Source organism: Micromonospora sp. LOL_025 (assembly GCF_048060285.1).
Taxonomy (GTDB): Bacteria; Actinomycetota; Actinomycetes; order Mycobacteriales; family Micromonosporaceae; genus Micromonospora.
This window is the reverse complement of the sequence record NZ_JBHMIR010000027.1, coordinates 66,408-82,572: the sequence shown is the minus strand read 5'-3', so window position 1 is coordinate 82,572 and position 16,165 is coordinate 66,408. Positions and strand designations below refer to the sequence as shown.

Annotated in this window: 17 protein-coding genes; 5 read left to right on the top strand and 12 right to left on the bottom strand. The window is 73.2% G+C overall.

The genetic code is table 11. The features are described from left to right. Nucleotides 1-72 precede the first annotated feature (72 nt). The 3 genes from ACFHW0_RS25570 to ACFHW0_RS25560 all read right to left on the bottom strand — a co-directional run bounded on the left by ACFHW0_RS25570 (nt 73) and on the right by ACFHW0_RS25560 (nt 2,807). Nucleotides 73-927, bottom strand: a complete 855-nt coding sequence (locus tag ACFHW0_RS25570) for a hypothetical protein (protein ID WP_416611504.1) — start codon at nt 925-927, stop codon at nt 73-75. A 245-nt stretch (nt 928-1,172) separates the two neighbouring features. Then, nucleotides 1,173-1,982: a hypothetical protein gene (locus ACFHW0_RS25565; RefSeq protein WP_416611502.1), complete on the bottom strand. Its 810-nt coding sequence runs from the start codon at nt 1,980-1,982 to the stop codon at nt 1,173-1,175. Between the two features lie 111 nt (nt 1,983-2,093). Continuing rightward, nucleotides 2,094-2,807 (bottom strand): DUF4245 domain-containing protein, encoded by a 714-nt coding sequence (locus ACFHW0_RS25560; RefSeq protein ID WP_416611500.1) that lies wholly within the window; start codon nt 2,805-2,807, stop codon nt 2,094-2,096. A 152-nt stretch (nt 2,808-2,959) separates the two neighbouring features. Here ACFHW0_RS25560 and glpX point away from each other — a divergent pair, with 152 nt between their 5' ends. Together glpX and ACFHW0_RS25550 are read left to right on the top strand one after the other, a co-directional pair. Further along, on the top strand, nt 2,960-3,991 hold the full coding sequence (glpX, locus tag ACFHW0_RS25555) for a class II fructose-bisphosphatase (protein WP_151455779.1): 1,032 nt from the start codon (nt 2,960-2,962) through the stop codon (nt 3,989-3,991). After that, complete coding sequence (locus ACFHW0_RS25550; RefSeq protein ID WP_416611498.1) at nt 3,988-4,962, top strand: DMT family transporter; 975 nt, start codon at nt 3,988-3,990, stop codon at nt 4,960-4,962. Before glpX ends, ACFHW0_RS25550 begins: the two co-directional genes overlap by 4 nt. 12 nt (nt 4,963-4,974) lie before the next feature. On the opposite strand, the gene ACFHW0_RS25545 is transcribed toward ACFHW0_RS25550, so the two are convergent. The 6 genes from ACFHW0_RS25545 to ACFHW0_RS25520 all read right to left on the bottom strand — a co-directional run bounded on the left by ACFHW0_RS25545 (nt 4,975) and on the right by ACFHW0_RS25520 (nt 10,312). Beyond that, nucleotides 4,975-5,943 carry an NAD(P)/FAD-dependent oxidoreductase gene (locus ACFHW0_RS25545; RefSeq protein ID WP_416611496.1) on the bottom strand — a complete coding sequence of 323 codons (969 nt, stop codon included), beginning with the start codon at nt 5,941-5,943 and terminating at the stop codon, nt 4,975-4,977. Nucleotides 5,944-6,060: 117 nt separating this feature from the next. Continuing rightward, entirely contained in the window at nt 6,061-6,714 is a 654-nt protein-coding gene (locus ACFHW0_RS25540) for a rhomboid family intramembrane serine protease (protein ID WP_416611494.1), read from the bottom strand. Nucleotides 6,715-6,827: 113 nt separating this feature from the next. Continuing rightward, a complete protein-coding gene (locus ACFHW0_RS25535) occupies nt 6,828-7,526 on the bottom strand; it encodes a lytic transglycosylase domain-containing protein (RefSeq protein ID WP_416611493.1) in 699 nt (232 codons plus the stop codon). Between the two features lie 275 nt (nt 7,527-7,801). After that, entirely contained in the window at nt 7,802-9,217 is a 1,416-nt protein-coding gene (locus ACFHW0_RS25530) for a PhoH family protein (RefSeq protein WP_416611491.1), read from the bottom strand. Nucleotides 9,218-9,597: 380 nt separating this feature from the next. After that, a complete protein-coding gene (locus ACFHW0_RS25525) occupies nt 9,598-9,936 on the bottom strand; it encodes a hypothetical protein (RefSeq protein WP_416611489.1) in 339 nt (112 codons plus the stop codon). A 31-nt stretch (nt 9,937-9,967) separates the two neighbouring features. Continuing rightward, nucleotides 9,968-10,312: a hypothetical protein gene (locus ACFHW0_RS25520; protein ID WP_121399059.1), complete on the bottom strand. Its 345-nt coding sequence runs from the start codon at nt 10,310-10,312 to the stop codon at nt 9,968-9,970. Nucleotides 10,313-10,576: 264 nt separating this feature from the next. Here ACFHW0_RS25520 and ACFHW0_RS25515 point away from each other — a divergent pair, with 264 nt between their 5' ends. The 3 genes from ACFHW0_RS25515 to otsB all read left to right on the top strand — a co-directional run bounded on the left by ACFHW0_RS25515 (nt 10,577) and on the right by otsB (nt 12,459). Then, the gene (locus ACFHW0_RS25515; protein WP_416611487.1) at nt 10,577-11,017 is read left to right on the top strand and encodes a helix-turn-helix domain-containing protein; all 441 of its coding nucleotides are present in this window, start codon (nt 10,577-10,579) and stop codon (nt 11,015-11,017) included. 162 nt (nt 11,018-11,179) lie between these two features. Beyond that, on the top strand, nt 11,180-11,533 hold the full coding sequence (locus ACFHW0_RS25510) for a hypothetical protein (RefSeq protein ID WP_416611485.1): 354 nt from the start codon (nt 11,180-11,182) through the stop codon (nt 11,531-11,533). A 101-nt stretch (nt 11,534-11,634) separates the two neighbouring features. After that, nucleotides 11,635-12,459 carry a trehalose-phosphatase gene (gene otsB / locus ACFHW0_RS25505; RefSeq protein ID WP_366640804.1) on the top strand — a complete coding sequence of 275 codons (825 nt, stop codon included), beginning with the start codon at nt 11,635-11,637 and terminating at the stop codon, nt 12,457-12,459. A gap of 67 nt (nt 12,460-12,526) precedes the next feature. Here otsB and ACFHW0_RS25500 read toward each other — a convergent pair whose 3' ends face one another. The 3 genes from ACFHW0_RS25500 to ACFHW0_RS25490 all read right to left on the bottom strand — a co-directional run bounded on the left by ACFHW0_RS25500 (nt 12,527) and on the right by ACFHW0_RS25490 (nt 16,164). Continuing rightward, entirely contained in the window at nt 12,527-13,297 is a 771-nt protein-coding gene (locus ACFHW0_RS25500) for an isoprenyl transferase (RefSeq protein WP_121396592.1), read from the bottom strand. Between the two features lie 31 nt (nt 13,298-13,328). Continuing rightward, nucleotides 13,329-14,522, bottom strand: a complete 1,194-nt coding sequence (locus ACFHW0_RS25495) for a geranylgeranyl reductase family protein (RefSeq protein WP_416611520.1) — start codon at nt 14,520-14,522, stop codon at nt 13,329-13,331. 772 nt (nt 14,523-15,294) lie between these two features. Next, entirely contained in the window at nt 15,295-16,164 is an 870-nt protein-coding gene (locus ACFHW0_RS25490; protein ID WP_416611482.1) for a hypothetical protein, read from the bottom strand. Nucleotide 16,165 lies beyond the last annotated feature (1 nt).

The following is a 16,165-nucleotide window of genomic DNA, read 5'->3' as shown; positions in this document are numbered from 1 at the left end:
CAGGGGCAGGCAGTCATACCGGGCCGGGCGACCGAGGGTCCCCGGCTGGGGACGATCAAAAAGGTAACGGGGTTAGTTGAAGAGGTTGTAGAGCTCCGTGGGGGCCTCCACGACCTGGTCCGCCGGCGGCTTCTGGGCGGCGGTGGCGGTGCCGTAGTCCGAGTACGTGATCCGGATGTCCTGCGCCTTGGTCTGGCCGGCGGCCGGGATCTGGATGACCATCTCGCTGAGCCGGCCCTGCGGGTCGAGCTTCGCGGTGAACGGCACCGACTTGGCCTGCGCCCCGAGGGCCGTGATGACCGTCGGGTCCACCGAACCCGCCTCCGCCGCCTTCGACACGTCGATCGTGCCGGCGTACGCGCCCTCGCCCGTCTGACGCACCTCCGTGATGCCCTGCGTCAGCACCTCGCTGCCGGCGGGGTCGACCTTGTCGAAGTCGAAGCCGAGGTTGCGGTTGCCCTTGATCCGGGTCTGGTCCAGGTGCTGGTACTTGCCGAGGTTGAGCTTCTGGACGCCCGGCACGCTCTTGGCGGTCGTGCCGCCGAGTTCGACCTTCACCCAACTGTCCGGCTTGTAATGGACGAGGTCGAGCTTCATGAACAGGTCGTCGGTCGGCTTGCCGATCGTCACCCGCATCTCGGCGCTCTGGGTCGGCTCGTGCACCCGCCCCTCCGCCGTCGAGCCGACGCCGGACATGGTGAACCGGAAGTTGCCGTTGCTGATCTCGCGGGTGGAGGCCAGCAGCGCCTGCTTGGCGTCACCGGAGGCCGGGGCCGCGCTGCCGGAGGTGGCGGGCGTACCGGAGGCCGAGACGGACGGGGAGGCGGACGAGCCCGCCGTCGGGGTCCCGGAGGCGTTGCAGGCGGCCAGACCGGGAGTGAACAGGGCGGCGGCCACCAGGCCGGCGCTCAGGCGTCGAACAGTCATACGTGTCTCCCACGTGGGTCACCCGACGCACCTGGCGGCGGCCGGAAACCGGGCGGCGCACCACTTCGGCTGCGCCGCGCGAACCCCCTGAGGCCGGCTGCCGGGGCGACCGGTCCGGGTCCGCCCCACTCCTGTTCCCTGTCGCCGCGTCGCACAATCACCGGGATGTCCGGTTGCCCCGGACGGGTGACCCCGGAACGCGGAAACGGGGCGGCCGAGGCCGCCCCGTTTCCGTTCTGCCGGTGCTAGTTCTTGAACATCTCGTACGTCTCGGGGGACGCCTCGACCACCTTGTCGGCCGGCGGCTTCTGCGCGGCGGTGGCGTTGCCGTAGTCCGCGTACGTGACCTTGATGTCATGCGCCTTGGTCTCGCCGGCGCCCGGCACCGAGATGACCAGCTCGGTGAGCCGGCCCTCCGCGTCGAGCTTCGCGGTAAAGGGCAGCGCCTTGGCCTGCGCGCCGAGGGCCTTGACCAGGTCGGCGTCCAGGGTGGCGGCGTCGCCCGCGGCGGACACGTCGAGCTTGCCGGTGTAGCTGCCCTCGGCGGTCTTCTGCACCTCGGTGATGCCCTTGGTCAGCTTGGCGCTGCCGGCCGGGTCGACCTCCTCCATGTAGCGGCTGAGCTCGCCGGCGCCCTTGACCTTGGACTGGTCGAGGTGCTGGTACTTGCCCTTCATCTTCTCCGCGCCCGGGATCATGGCGCCCAGCTCGCCGAGGTCGAGCATCACCCAGCTGTCCGGCTCGATGTAGATCAGCTCCATGCCCATCGACATGCTGCCGGAGTCGTCGTCGAACTTCATGCTGAACTGGGCGCTGTTGCTGGGCTTGTGGACCAGGCCCTTGCCGCTCAGCCCGGCACCGGCCAGCGTGAAGGTGAAGTTACCCTTCTCGATCTCCTTGGTGGAGGCGAGCAACGCCTCCTTCGGGTCGGCGGGCACGGCCGACGTTGCCGAGCCGGCGTCGGCCGGCGCGGGACCGTCCGACTTGCAGGCGGCCAGGCCGGGAACGAGCAGGGTGGCGGCGAGCACGCCGACGCTCCACCGTCGAATGTTCACAGTTGTCTCTCTTCGCGAAACGGTAAGCACCCGGCGGGCTTCAGCCGCCGGGCAGTGAGCCGGGGCAGCGTAGCCGATCCGACCGACACTCGGGGGGCGGTTTCCGACCGCCTACCGGATCGCGGTGGCCAGGTGCCGCAGCTCGTTGTCCCGCGCGTCGCCGACCACGATCACGGTCCGGTTCGGTTCGAGCAGGACCAGCGCCTGCTCGTTGCCCCGGGCGGTGTACCGCTGCCAGGTGCGCCCACCCAGGTCCGTCTGGCCCTGCGGTTGCCCCTCGGCGGTCAGCTCGGTCGGCAGCAGCCGCTCCGGCGGCACGCTGCTCTGCACCAGCTGGACGGCCCGCCCCTCCGGCGTGAGATAGCCGAGCCGGAGGCTCGACCCGCCCTCGACGGTCTGGAATTTCGCGCTGACCGTGCGCCAGCCGTCCCCCAGCTCCGCCGGCTCGCTGACCGGGAAGGCGTTGGCGGCCCGCGCCGATTCGAGGGCGGGCGCCGGGTCGACGGTCGTCGGCTGGTCGCCGCCGAGGAATCCCCGGTAGAAGGCCAGCAGCAGGGCGATCGGGATCAGCAGCACGAGCAGCGAGATCGCCATGTCCTTCGGCGAGCGCTCCGACTTGCGGGTGTCGATCCCGGGCGGCGGCGCGGGCCGCTCGCCCGTCTCCGCCCCGCCGTCGGGCGGGGCCGCCCCGGGGGCGCCGGCGGGTTCGACCAATGCCGGCTCCCCCTCCGGTACGGCGGCGGCCCGGCCCGGGGCGACCGGCGGCTGGCCGTCCGGCGGCGTCGAGTCGGCGGGTACGCGATCGGCAGGCTGTGCGGCTTCCACCCCACCATCTTCGCAGCCGCCCGACCGGCCGTATCCGGGCCATCACCGCCCCGACCCCGCGCCGGGTGAGCGATCGTGTGAGGATCAGCGACAAACCCGGCAGCGGCGACGCCGCACCCTGCCGCCCCGCAACGTCGCGAGGAGGAGCCGTCATGACGAACACCAGGACGCGGATCCCACAGGATCTCGACCGCAACCTCGCCCTCGACCTGGTCCGGGTCACCGAGGCCGCGGCGATGGCCGCCGGTCGCTGGGTCGGTCGGGGCGACAAGGAGGGCGGCGACGGGGCCGCCGTCGACGCGATGCGCAAGCTGATCAACTCGATCCCCATGCGGGGCGTCGTGGTGATCGGCGAGGGCGAGAAGGACAACGCCCCGATGCTCTTCAACGGCGAACACGTCGGCGACGGCACCGGCCCGGAGGTGGACGTCGCCGTCGACCCCGTCGACGGCACCACGCTGATGAGCAAGGGCATGCCGAACGCGGTGGCGGTGCTCGCCGTCTCCGAGCGGGGTGCGATGTTCGATCCGAGCGCGGTCTTCTACATGGAGAAGCTCGCCGTCGGACCGGCGTACGCCGACGTGGTGGACATCAACGCCGGGGTGGCCGAGAACCTGCGCCGGATCGCCAAGGTCAAGGGCACGGACGTCTCCGAGGTCACGGTCTGCGTGCTGGACCGCAGCCGTCACGACGACCTGGTCACGCAGATCCGCCGGGCCGGGGCGGGCATCCGGTTCATCTCGGACGGGGACATCGCCGGTTCCATCGCGGCCGCCCGGGGCGAGTCGGACGTCGACGTGCTGATGGGCATCGGCGGCACCCCCGAGGGCATCATCTCGGCCTGCGCGCTGAAGTGCATGGGCGGGGCGATGCAGGCCAAGCTCTGGCCGCGCGACGCCGAGGAGCGGGAGAAGGCGCTCGCCGCCGGGCACGACCTGGACCGGGTGCTCACGACCGACGACCTCGTCACCGGGGACAACTGCTTCTTCGTGGCCACCGGCGTCACCTCCGGCGACCTGCTGCGGGGCGTGCGCTACCGGGCCGGCGGCGCGTACACGCAGTCGATCGTCATGCGCTCGAAGAGCGGCACCATCCGGGTCATCGACTCGTACCACCGGCTGGAGAAGCTCGCCCTCTACTCGGCGGTCGACTTCGACGGCCGCCCCCTGGCCGAGCAGGAGTGAGCGTCGCCGGGACGCTGGCGCCGGCCCCGTCGGCGGCCCGCCGGATCACCGGCGTGGGCCTCGCGACCGCCTCCGGGCTGGCCGTGGCCGTGCAGTCCCGGATCAACGGCGAGTTGGGCGTACGCCTGGCCGACGGGATCGCCGCCGCGGTCGTCTCGTTCGGGCTGGGCCTGCTGGTGCTGCTGGTGCTGGTCCCCGCCACCCCGGGTGGGCGGCGGGGGCTGGTCGCCCTGCGCGGCGCGCTCACCGACGGCACGTTGCGGCCCTGGCAGTGCCTCGGCGGGGCGTGCGGCGCGCTCCTGGTCGCCGCCCAGGGGCTGACCATCGGCACCCTCGGCGTGGCGGTCTTCACCGTCGCGGTGGTCGCCGGCCAGTCCGGCAGCAGCCTGGCCGTCGACCGGGCCGGGATCGGCCCGGGCGGTCGCCAGCCGGTCACCGGCCGGCGGCTGGCCGGCGCGGCACTGACCGTGGTCGCGGTCCTGCTGGCCGTCGGCGACCGGCTCGGCGACCCGGGCGCCCTCGGGCTGGCCCTGCTGCCGCTGCTCGCCGGGGTGGCCATCGCCTGGCAGCAGGCGGTCAACGGCCGGGTACGGATGGCCGCCGGCAGCGCGCTGACCGCCACGCTTGTCAACTTCTCCGTCGGCACGGTGGCCCTGCTGGTCGCCTTCGCCGTCGACGTCGCGCTCCGGGGCTGGCCGGCGGGCGGCGCGCCGGCCGAGCCGTGGCTCTACCTGGGCGGGCCGATCGGGATCGTGTTCATCGCGATCGCCGCGGCGATCGTCCGGTTCACCGGCGTGCTGCTGCTCGGTCTGGCCACCATCGCCGGGCAGATCGTCGGCGCCGTACTGCTGGACCTGCTGCTGCCCACGGCGGCCTCCCGCCCGGGCCCCGTCACCCTGCTCGGCGCGGCCCTGACCCTGGTCGCGGTCGGAGTCGCCGCCCTCGCGCCGCAGCCCCGCCCCGGCCGCTGACTCCCCGGCGTGTCAGGTGCCGTCGGACGAGTGCCCGGGGAACAGGTGCGCACTCGGGTCGATGGCCACCGCCGCGTTGTTGACCGCCGTGGCGGCCTCGCCGAACCCGGTCGCGATCAGCCGCACCTTGCCCGGGTACTCGGTGATGTCGCCCGCCGCGAAGACCCGGGGCAGGTTCGTCGCCATCGCGCTGTCGACGACGATGTGCCGGCGGTCCAGCCGCAGCCCCCACTCGGCCAGCGGGCCGAGGTCGGCGGTGAAGCCGAGGGCGGCCACCACCGTGTCCACGGGCAGCAGCTCCGCCGCGCCGCCGCGTACGGTGATCTCGGCGCCGGTGACCGTGCCGTCGCCGTGCAGCCTGGTCACCTCGGCGTTGACGATCACGCGCACCGGCAGCCCCAGCACCCGGGCGACGGTGCCCGCGTGGGCGCGGAACTTCTCCCGCCGGTGCACCACGGTCACCGAGCGAGCCAGCGGCTCGAGCGTCGACGCCCAGTCGAAGGCGGAGTCGCCGCCGCCGACGATCAGCACGTCCCGGTCGGCCAGCTCCGTCGGCTGCGGTACGAAGTAGACGATCCCGGCGCCGGCGAAGTGCTCCGCCACCGGCAGCGGGCGGGGCGTGAAGCTGCCCAGACCACCGGTGACGATCACCGCCCCGCACCGCAGCTGCCCGCCGCCGGCGAGACCGAGCACCGGCTGCCCGTCGGCGTACGAGAGCTTCTCGGCGCGGGTGCCGAGCAGGTAGCACGGGTCGAAGGGAGCCGCCTGGGCGACGAGGTTGGCCACCAGCTCCCGCCCCTTGACCGCCGGGAAGCCGGCCACGTCGTGGATCAGCTTCTCCGGGTACATGGCGGTGATCTGGCCGCCGGGCTCGGGCAGCGCGTCGACGACCGCGACGGAGAGCCCACGGAATCCGGCGTAGTACGCCGCGAACAGCCCGGCCGGGCCGGCCCCGATCACCGCGACATCGACCTCGCGCATGTGCGTACCGTCGCTTTCCGCTCACGGATCAACGCGTGCTGATCCCGACGGTAGGGCCGGCGACGCGCCCGGGGCAAGCATGTCCCACCGGGCCGCACGGCACCGGCGCGTCGGCGCTCAGGGCATGGTGAGCGTGGACTCCGAGCGGTGGGGACTGCCCAGGTCCCCCCGGCGGCGCCGGAAGATGATCGCGGCGACCACCCCGCCGAGCAGCCCGAACAGGTGGCCCTGCCAGGAGATCCGCTCGTCGGTGGGGAGGATGCCGACCAGCTGCCAGCCGTAGAGCAGGCCGACGAGCAGGAAGACCGCGAAGTTCCACCAGCTCCGTTCGACGATGCCCCGGGTCAGCAGGATGCCCAGGTAGCCGAAGATGACACCGCTCGCGCCGACCACCACGGAGGTCGACGAGCCGGTGAACCACACCCCCAGCCCGCTGACCAGGATGATGACGAGCGTCGACCAGAGGAAGCGGCGGGCACCGGCGGCGAGCACGAAGGTGCCCAGCAGGATCAGCGGGATGCTGTTGCTGTAGAGGTGGTCGAAGCCGTGGTGCAGGAACGGCGAGAAGAAGACCCCGTCGAGCCCGTCGATGCGCTTCGGGATGATCCCGGCCGTGGCGTCAAGACCGAACGCGAGCCCCTGGTCGAGGGCCTCGATGAGGAAGAGGAACGGCACCACCGCGCACATGGCGACGAAGGCCCGGCCGAGCGCGGCGTAGAACGCCTCGGTGCCGAACCGGTGCGGGTCGCCGCTTCCCGGGTGCAGGGTCACCCGTCAAGAGCTATCAGGTGTGGGGCGCAGCCGCCACTTCTGCGGCGATCCGTACCCGGAACGACGAGGGCGGGGTATGTGGACGCCCACACACCCCGCCGTCGACAGGTCGATCAGTACCAGCCCACGTCCTGCGAGTGGGCCCAGGCCTTGCAGGGCGAACCGTAGCGGCCCTCGATGTAGCCGAGGCCCCACTTGATCTGGGTCGCCGGGTTGGTCTGCCAGTCGTCGGCGACGGAGCCCATCTTGCTGCCCGGCAGCGCCTGCGGGATGCCGTACGCCCCGGACGAGGAGTTGCGGGCCTTGTGGTTCCAGCCGCTCTCCTTGTCCCAGAGCTTGTTCAGGCACGGGAACTGGTCCATCCCGAAGCCAGCCTTCACCATGAGCGCGCAGCCGACCTCGCGGTTGCCGCTGAACTCGGCGCAGGAGTCCGGGATCGGCCCCTCGTACGGCTTGCTCTCGGCAGCCTTCGCGGCCGCGGCCTTGGCGGCGGCCTCGCGGGCCTTCTTCCGCGACGCGGCGGCGGCCTCGGCCTCGCGGGCGCGCCGGGCGGCCTCCTTCGCCGCCGCGGCGGCGCGCAGCTTCGCCTGGTACTCGGCGGTCCGCTGCTTCGCGGACTGCACCTGCTGGGCGGCCTGCCGCTCGCGCTGGTACTCGAACTCGGCCTGCTCGACAGCGACGCCGACCTGTGCGGTCAGGCCCTGCTGCTGGGTCTGTCGGTCTTCGCCCAGGTAGACACCGCCGGCGACGCCCACGGAGAGCAGCGCTACAGCGGCCGTACGGGCGCCGAACCGGCTCCACAGCCGACTCACGAAGTGGTCCCTTCGTCGGGTGCAAGGACACGGCGCGGAGCGGCAACCCGGGTGGGTCGCGTCCGCGTCGCGAGCGCCCCGACCCGGTGCCGGTCGCAGCCGACGTACCCCGGTGGATGCTGGCGCGTCCTGTGACGAACGATCACCAACGATCTTCTCGGTACGTGGGCGCTCGCTGGACACCATCGCGCACGGTGAGGCTGATGGGAAACGAAGAGCCTCTATTGTGATCTGCGCCACAAAGAGAATGCGGACAAACCACTACAGACCAGACGTCATTGCGGGATGTCCTCCAGGAGATCCGTCACCATCGCGGCGATCGGCGACCGCTCCGAACGGCTGAGGGTGACGTGGGCGAAGAGCGGATGGCCCCTGAGTGCCTCGATCACCGCGGTCACCCCGTCGTGCCGGCCGACGCGGAGGTTGTCCCGCTGGGCGACGTCGTGGGTGAGGACCACCCGGGAGCCCTGGCCGATCCGGGAGAGCACCGTGAGCAGCACCCCGCGCTCCAGCGACTGCGCCTCGTCCACGATCACGAAGGCGTCGTGCAGGCTGCGGCCCCGGATGTGCGTCAGCGGCAGCACCTCCAGCAGCCCTCGGGAGGTGACCTCCTCCAGCACGTTCTCGTGCACCACCGCGCCGAGGGTGTCGAAGACCGCCTGCGCCCAGGGCGACATCTTCTCCGACTCCGAACCGGGCAGATAGCCCAGTTCCTGGCCGCCGACGGCGTAGAGCGGGCGGAAGACGATCACCTTCTTGTGCCGGCGGCGCTCCATCACCGCCTCCAGCCCGGCACAGAGGGCCAACGCCGACTTGCCGGTGCCGGCCCGTCCGCCCAGGGAGACGATGCCCACCGACTCGTCCAGCAGCAGGTCGAGCGCGATCCGCTGCTCGGCCGAGCGACCGTGCAGCCCGAACGCCTCCCGGTCGCCACGGACCAGCCGTACGGTCTTGTCGGGCAGCACCCGGCCCAGCGCGGAGCCCCGGCCCGAGTGCAGCACCAGGCCGGTGTGGCAGGGCAGCCCGGCGGCGGCGTCCAGGTCCAGCGCCTCGCCGGCGTAGAGCCGGCCGATCTGCTCCTCGGCGAGGTCCAGCTCGGCCATCCCGGTCCAGGTGGGGTCGCTGGCCTGGCCGTGCCGGTACTCGTCCGCCCGCAGGCCCACCGAGGCGGCCTTGACCCGCAGCGGCATGTCCTTGCTGACCAGGGTCACCTCCCGCCCCTCGGCGGCGAGGTTCAGCGCGACGGAGAGGATCCGGGTGTCGTTGGAGTCGGTGCGGAACCCCGGCGGCAGCACACCGTCGTCGGAGTGGTTGAGCTCCACCCGCAGCGTGCCGCCGGAGTCGTTGGCGGGCACCGGGCGGTCCAGCCGCCCGTGCCGGACCCGCAGCTCGTCCAGCATGCGCAGGGACTGCCGGGCGAACCAACCCAGCTCCGGGTGGTGTCGCTTGCCCTCCAGTTCGGAGATGACCACGAGGGGCAGGACCACCTCGTGCTCGGCGAAGCGGTGGAAGGCCGCCGGGTCGGACAGGAGCACCGAGGTGTCCAGGACGAACGCCTGTCCCGCTGGTCGGGGCTCCTCGGTGTCGACCGGAGCGGCGGACGCGCCGCGGCGGCTCCGGGTGGCGCGGCGGGTCGTGGCAGTCGCGGCCGGGGTCTGGTCGGTCCCGGCGGGCGTACGGCGAGTCGTCACAGGCCTGCTCCGACGGATGGGCACCCGCCACCCGTGTTCCGCCTCCTCCGGTGCCCGGGGACACGGGGTCGGATGCGGAACCCCGTGTGCGAGGTCGCAGATCCGGGCGGACCGGCTGGCCCGGGAGAACCCCGCGCCATGCCTAGACGCTAGCCGCGTCGGACCCCGTCGGCTAGAGGGCGGAGGTGGATCTCCGGGGACCGACGGGTGAACTGCGCCGGCGGCGGAACCGGCCGGGATGCATGCCCCCTGCGCGCATCCCGGCCGGCGGGACCACCGTCACCGGTCTGACGTGGCCCCGACGGTGCGTGTCCGCCGCGGACGACGCACCGCGTCCTGGATCCGGTCGACGGGGCCTCGGGCTCCCCGTCGACCGGGGTTCAACCGGTCCGCCGGACCAGGGTGCCGGTCGGGTGCCGCCCGGCGACCGGGGTGACCGGCGCCGAGAACGACGAGCCGGTGTACGTGGTGCCGGGCCGCACCACCGTGCCGGTGACCCGGGTGGTGGCGGCGGGCGACGGGCCGGCCAGGGCGGACGCGATGGCGGCCTGGGCGTCGCGGCGACGCCGGTTCCACGCCCCCCGGTCGCCGTCGAAGTAGCCCTGCCGGTAGCCGAACCGGTAGCCGATCCGGTAGCTGAGCTGGCCGTGCAGCCGCCCGGCCGCGTAGCTCGTGGCGCCGAGGACGAGGACGAGGAAGACGGCGACGAAGGGGCTCATCCGGCGGCTCCGGTGCGCCGCGGGTCCCGGGTCATCGCTCCTCCGGCTCGGTCGACGTGGGCTCGGCGACCAGGAGCCGGTCCAGGTCGTCGGTGCTGACCTCCTCGACCAGCTCGACGCTGATCCGGCAGCCGTCCAGGACGACCTCGGCCACCGAGGAGCGGCGGATCTCCCCACCGGCGTCGTACACGCGGACGCTGACCTCGGGGCAGCCGAGGTGGGTACGCCAGGCGTCCCACTCGGTGCGGTCGCCGACGCTGAGTGACAGGTAACGGCAGCCCCGGGCGAGGTAGAGCCGCCATGGCGCGCTCAGGCCCGTGGCCACCCCCTCCGCGATCAGGCCGAAGGCCTGGGCACGGGTGGCTAGCTCGGTCACCACACCCCCCTCGCACCGGGGGCGTGACGCATGTGAGCACTGATCGTCTCATGCACGTGACACACCGTAGATTGTCTCATGGGCGTGACAGTATCAGCTTTTCGTCCGTTTACGGCGACCTCTACGGGCATCTATTCTGCCCAGGTGACACCCCTCAGGAGCGGTGTCGGATCGTTTACCGGCACCTCGACGACTGCGTCACGTCTGCGTGACAACAGCGTGCCAGGACACGCACCGGTGGACGGATGGTCGTACCGTCACCGAGTGACCGAGACGGCCAACGCACGGAAGATCGCCTTCGCCACCTTCGTCCGGAGGGCGCTCGACGAGGCCCGGGCCACCCGGGCGTGGAGCGGCACCGAGGTGTCCCGTCGCACCGGCGTATCCCGGCAGACCATCAACCGCTGGGTCCGGGGCGACTGGGCGAGCGACCCGGAGGCCGAGCGCGTGGTCGCGTTCTGCGAGGGCCTCGGCCTCAGCCCGGCGACCGCCTTCGCCGCGCTGGGCTGGGAACGGGCGACCACCCCGCGCAGCACCCCGGCCCCGCCGCCGATGGACCCGGACGTGGAGGCGCTGCTGCGGCGGCTCGTGGACCCCGACGTCTCCGACGCGGAGAAGTTCCACATCCGGGAAACCATCAGATATCTCGCGTATCGCCCCACACTCCCGGTCGATGTCCGAAAACGAGGGAAACAAGCCGGCTAGTTCCTCAGATGGCGAAAGAACGGCAGGTCAGACTCATTCGTTTCGCTCCGGGGCCGGAACGGGCGCGCTAGCGTCCGTACTCGTACTGCTTGGGCTCGTCGTCGGCGGGGGGACGGGACAAGGCCGAACCCAGCCCTGCGGGACAGAAGGAGGGGTCTGTCCATGACCCTGAAGTGGATGGCAGTCGTGATCGCCACCGTGTCGCTGACACTGGGCGTGACCGGAAACGTGGTGACCCTGGCGGTCAACGGCGGGCAGCTTCCCCTGCTCGTCAACCTCCTCGCGCTCACCTGCGCCGGCACCGCGGTGATCCTGGCCGTGGTCGCCGAGCTGCACCACCGGCTCGACGACCGGGTCAGCGCCCTGACCGACTTCCTCGTCGGCCGGCTGAAGGAGATCGAGGACCGCACCGGCGACCGCAACAGCGGATTCGTCGAGGGTTACCTGCTCAACCACGGCCAGGAGGCCGCCGTCGTGCCGTTCGGCCGGCGGGGACGGGGAGCCGCCGAACGCTGACCGTCGGGCCCGCCGCACCCGACCGCGCGCCTCCGGGCGCCGGCCGGAGGCCACCTCTCGGCCGGGGGTTGAGCCGTCCCGCCCGGGGTACGCTGTCGCGCGTGCCGCCGTTGAATCTGGGCAACCAGCAGCCGAGGATCCCGTTGGACGCCGACCAGGCCTGGCGGACGACCGCCGGGAGGTCGGCCGGGACCGTGCTCTTCTTCGACTTCGACGGCACCCTGGCGCCGGTCGACGACGATCCCACCGCCGTGCGCCCCGCCCCGAAGGTGCTGGCGGCGATCGAGGCGCTCGCCCCGGTCGTCCGGCGGGTCGCGATCGTCTCCGCGCGTCCGGTCGACTTCCTCCGCGACCACCTCGGTGGTCTCGCCGGCGTCGACCTGTACGGCCTCTACGGCCTGGAGCACAGCCACTCCGGCGGCGAGACCGTGACGGAGCCGGCGGCCCTGCCCTGGGTGCCCACCATGGCGGAGCTGGCCGACCTGGCCCGGGCCGAGCTGCCCGAGGGCGCGCTGGTGGAGTACAAGCGGCTCTCCGTGGCGCTGCACTGGCGCACCGCGCCGCAGCTCGGCGCGGCCGTGGAGCGGTGGGGCCGGGCCCAGGCCGAGCGGCTCGGGCTCAAGGTCCAGGCCGGGCGGATGGTGCTGGAGCTCAAGCCCCCGGTCGACCGCGACAAGGGCATGGTGATCGACGAGATCGTCCGGGACGCCGAGGGCGCCTGGTACTTCGGCGACGACGTCTCCGACATCAAGGCGTTCGCCGCGCTGCGGGCCCGGGCCGCCGCCGATCCGCACTTCTTCGGCGTCTGCGTCGCCGTCGCCAACCCGGAGACGGGCCACGAGGTCGCGGAGGCCGCCGACCTTACCCTGGACTCCCCCGCCGCCCTCGGCGCGTTCCTCACCGACGCCACCCGACACCTCACCTGACGCGCTCAAGGCCGGGCCGGGGCGACGCGCTCACGACCGGCCGGGCCGGTGAGGTGTTCCGGGTCGGTCAGGCGCCGTAGCGGCGCTGGCGGTTGGCGTACGAGCGCAGGGCGCGCAGGAAGTCGATGTGCCGGAACTCCGGCCAGTTGAGTTCGCAGAAGTAGAACTCCGAGTGGGCCGACTGCCACAGCATGAAGCCGGAGAGGCGCTGCTCGCCGCTGGTGCGGATGACCAGGTCGGGGTCAGGCTGGCCCCGGGTGTAGAGGTGCTCGGCGATGTGCTCGACGTCCAGCACCTCGGCCAGTTCCTCGAGGGTGCCGCCGGTGGCGGCGTACTCCAGCAGCAGCGACCGCACCGCGTCGGTGATCTCCCGCCGACCGCCGTAGCCGACCGCGATGTTGACCTCGGTCCCGCCGCTGCGGTCCCGGGTGCGTTCCTCGGCGGCCTTCAGCGCGGCGGCGGTCGAGGCCGGGAGCAGGTCGAGCGCGCCGACCATCCGCAGCCGCCAGGGATTGCCCTCCTCGGCCAGCTCGACCACCAGATCCTCGATGATCTGGAGCAGCGGGTCGAGTTCCTTGGCCGGTCGGCGCAGGTTGTCGGTGGCCAGCAGGTAGAGCGTTACGTGCCCGATGCCGGCCTGGTTGCACCAGCCCAGCATGTGCTTGATCTTGACGGCGCCCATCCGGTGGCCGTCGTTCGGGTCGACGTAGCCCATCTCCCGGGCCCACCTGCGGTTGCCGTCGCACATCACGCCGACGTGCCGGGGCACCGGCTTGCCCGCGAGCTTCGCCGTGAGGCGACGCTCGTACACGGAATAGATCAGGTCCCGCAGAGTCATCACGTTGCAGCGTAGCGACCTGCGCGCCGGATCACCGCCTCGGAGTCCGCTCCCGCGCCGACAGACCGATGCCGATCATGCCCAGCGTGCGGGCGTCAAGTCGCCCGTCGCCCAGCCCCAGCTCCACCACCGCCCGGTAGACGCGGTCGTCCCGGCCCGCCGCGTGGACCGCCGCGTCGACCACCCGGCGGCGCCGGGCCAGCCATGCCGCCAGCGAGCTGTGCCGCAGGTGGGTCCCGAGCCGTCGGCGCAGCGTCGCCGCGTACCGCCGGGCGGCCCGCTCGGGCGAGCCGGCGGCCGCCGCCCCGGCGAGCGCGCCGGAGAGCAGCGCGTAGAAGATGCCCTCGCCGGTGAACGGGTTGATCAGGGAGAGCGCGTCGCCGGCGAGCAGCAGCCGGTCGCGCCCGGGGGCGGGCCGGTGCGTCGACAGCGGCAGGTGGTGGGCCCGCATCTCGGTGACCGTGGCCGGGTCGGTGCCGGGCAGCAGCGCGCCGAGCCGGTCGACCAGGTGCGCCCGGGTCAGCGGCTCGCCCCGCAGCACCTCCCCGTACCCGACGTTCGCCCGACCGTCCCCGATCGGGAACGACCAGGCGTACGCCGGCCAGCGCGGCGCCGAGGTGACGATGAGCTGTTCGGGCGGGCCGGGCAGCGCCGGGGCGTACCCCCGGATGGCGAGCGCCAGGTGCCGGTCGGGATTCGGGCGGTGCCCGAGCGCCCGCCGGACCACGGACCCGGCGCCGTCCGCGCCGACCACCACCCGCGCCGCCAGCGCGCCGTCGAGCACCACCCGGTCCGCCCGGGCCTCGACGTGCCGCACCGCGTGCCGGCGCAGCCGCGCGCCGGCTGCGACCGCCGCCGCCACCAGCCGGGCGTCGAAGACCATCCGGGGCACGGTGTACGCCGGCCGGGGCAGCGCCCGGGCCACGGCGCCGCCGCCCGGACCGACCAGCCGCAGCGCCGGCAGTGGCGCGTAGCCGGCCACCGCGTCGGGCACCCCCAGCTCGTCGAGCACGTCCAGCGCGTGCGCGGCGATGCCGTCCCCGCACGCCTTGTCCCTCGGGAAGTCGGACCGGTCCAGCAGCAGCACGCTCGCCCCGGCCCGCCGGGCGGCCAGCGCGGCGGCCGCCCCGGCCGGACCGGCCCCCACCACCACCACGTCGAACTCGTCGCCCACGGACTCGTCGCCCACCGCGTCGCCTCCCACCGGTCCGGCTCCTCCGGCCATCCTGCCGCCGGAGACGCCCACCGTGTCGAAACCCGCCCGGCACGTCGGCCGGGTCGTCCCGGTGCCGCCGGTACCGCTGGTGCCGCCGGTACCGCTGGCGCCGCCGGTACCGCTGGCGCCGCCGGTACCGCTGGTGCCGATCCGCACCCGCACCGGCCGCGGGCCCGTGGGATGTCGCCGCGGGTAGCCGGGCAGGAACCGGTCGTCCCGGTTCCGGTCGCGGGGCCGAGTGGTCGGTCCCGCCGGACGGCGCGCCCATGAGGGTCCCGCTGATGTTCACGTAGCCGGTGATCGCCCCGGAGTCCCGCCGGTTCCGCCGCCCTCGCCGACGGGCCGACCCCGGACGGAGCGGCCCACGGACACCGATGTGCAGGCGCTGTCGAGCTGCCCGCACGGATGGGGCAGGAAGTCCCGTGTGCAGGCGCTGTCGAGCTGCCCGCACCGATGGGGCAGGAAGTCCCGTGTGCAGGCGCTGTCGAGCTGCCCGCACCGATGGGGCAGGGAGTTCCCGGGTCCGTGGCCGCTGGCGGTCTCATGGACGGGGCAGCTCGACAGCGCGCAAGGGGACCGCCTCCGGCTGGTCACCTCTCCCTGCGGCGGCGGCTCACACCCCCGAGGCCGTCGCCCTGGTCGCTCGGCGTGTGGATGTGGCCCGCAACGTACCTCTCCGGGCTCCCTGTACCGGCTCTCATGCCGGCTCTCATGCCGGCTCTCAGGCCGGCTCTCAGGCCGGCTCTCAGGCCGGCTCTCAGGCCGGCTCTCAGGCCGGCTCTCAGGCCGGCCGAGCGGCGCGTTCGGCATGTTCTTCGCGGGTGGCGCGCCAGAGGCCGTAGATCGTCAGCGCGGCCGCGGCCACCAGCGGGCCGCCGTCGCGGACCAGCCCGTCCGGGCCGAGCAGCCACCAGCACAGCGGCAGGTCGACGGCGAGCACGATCGCGGTGACCGCCACCAGCAGCGTGCGCGCCCAGCCCTTGCCGCGCATGAGGAAGGCGGTGCAGAAGAGCACCGCGTAGCTGGTGACGATCCCGGCGGCGAACCAGAGCAGCACGGCGGGCACGGCGGCGAGCCGGTCGTCCAGCACCGCGCCGCCGGCGACCAGCGCCGGGACCAGCATGAGCGGGCTGTAGGTGAACGCCGCGACCCGGCTGGTGAGCAGCCAACCGCTGACCTCCGGCCGGCGCGGCGGGGTCTCCCGCCAGGAGATGCCCTCCCGGTCGATGACCAGGCGGGGCCGGTGGCGGACCAGGTGCCCGGAGACCGCGGGCGAGCGGTAGAGCAGCCAGACCACGGCGGTGCAGAGCACGGTGAGCAGGGCGAACCCGAGCAGGCCCGGCAGCGGCGGCACCCCCTGCCGGGGCACGATCAGCCGGCCGATCGCGAAGACCGTGGTCACCGCCAGGATCAGCCCGAACGGCCGGGCCACGGTCCGGCCCCGACGGACGTGCCCGATCAGCAGCAGGAAGCCGAGCGAACGGAGCATCGCCCAGCCCGTCCGTACCGCCAGCCCGAAGCCCTGCTCCGGGGCGTACCACCAGTTGAGCAGCTCGACCACGACGGTGGCCGCCGCGGTCAGCGCGAGCAGTGCGGTCAGCGCCCGGACGGCGGACGGCCGCCGGACCTCGGTCGCGGCGGCCGTCCTCATG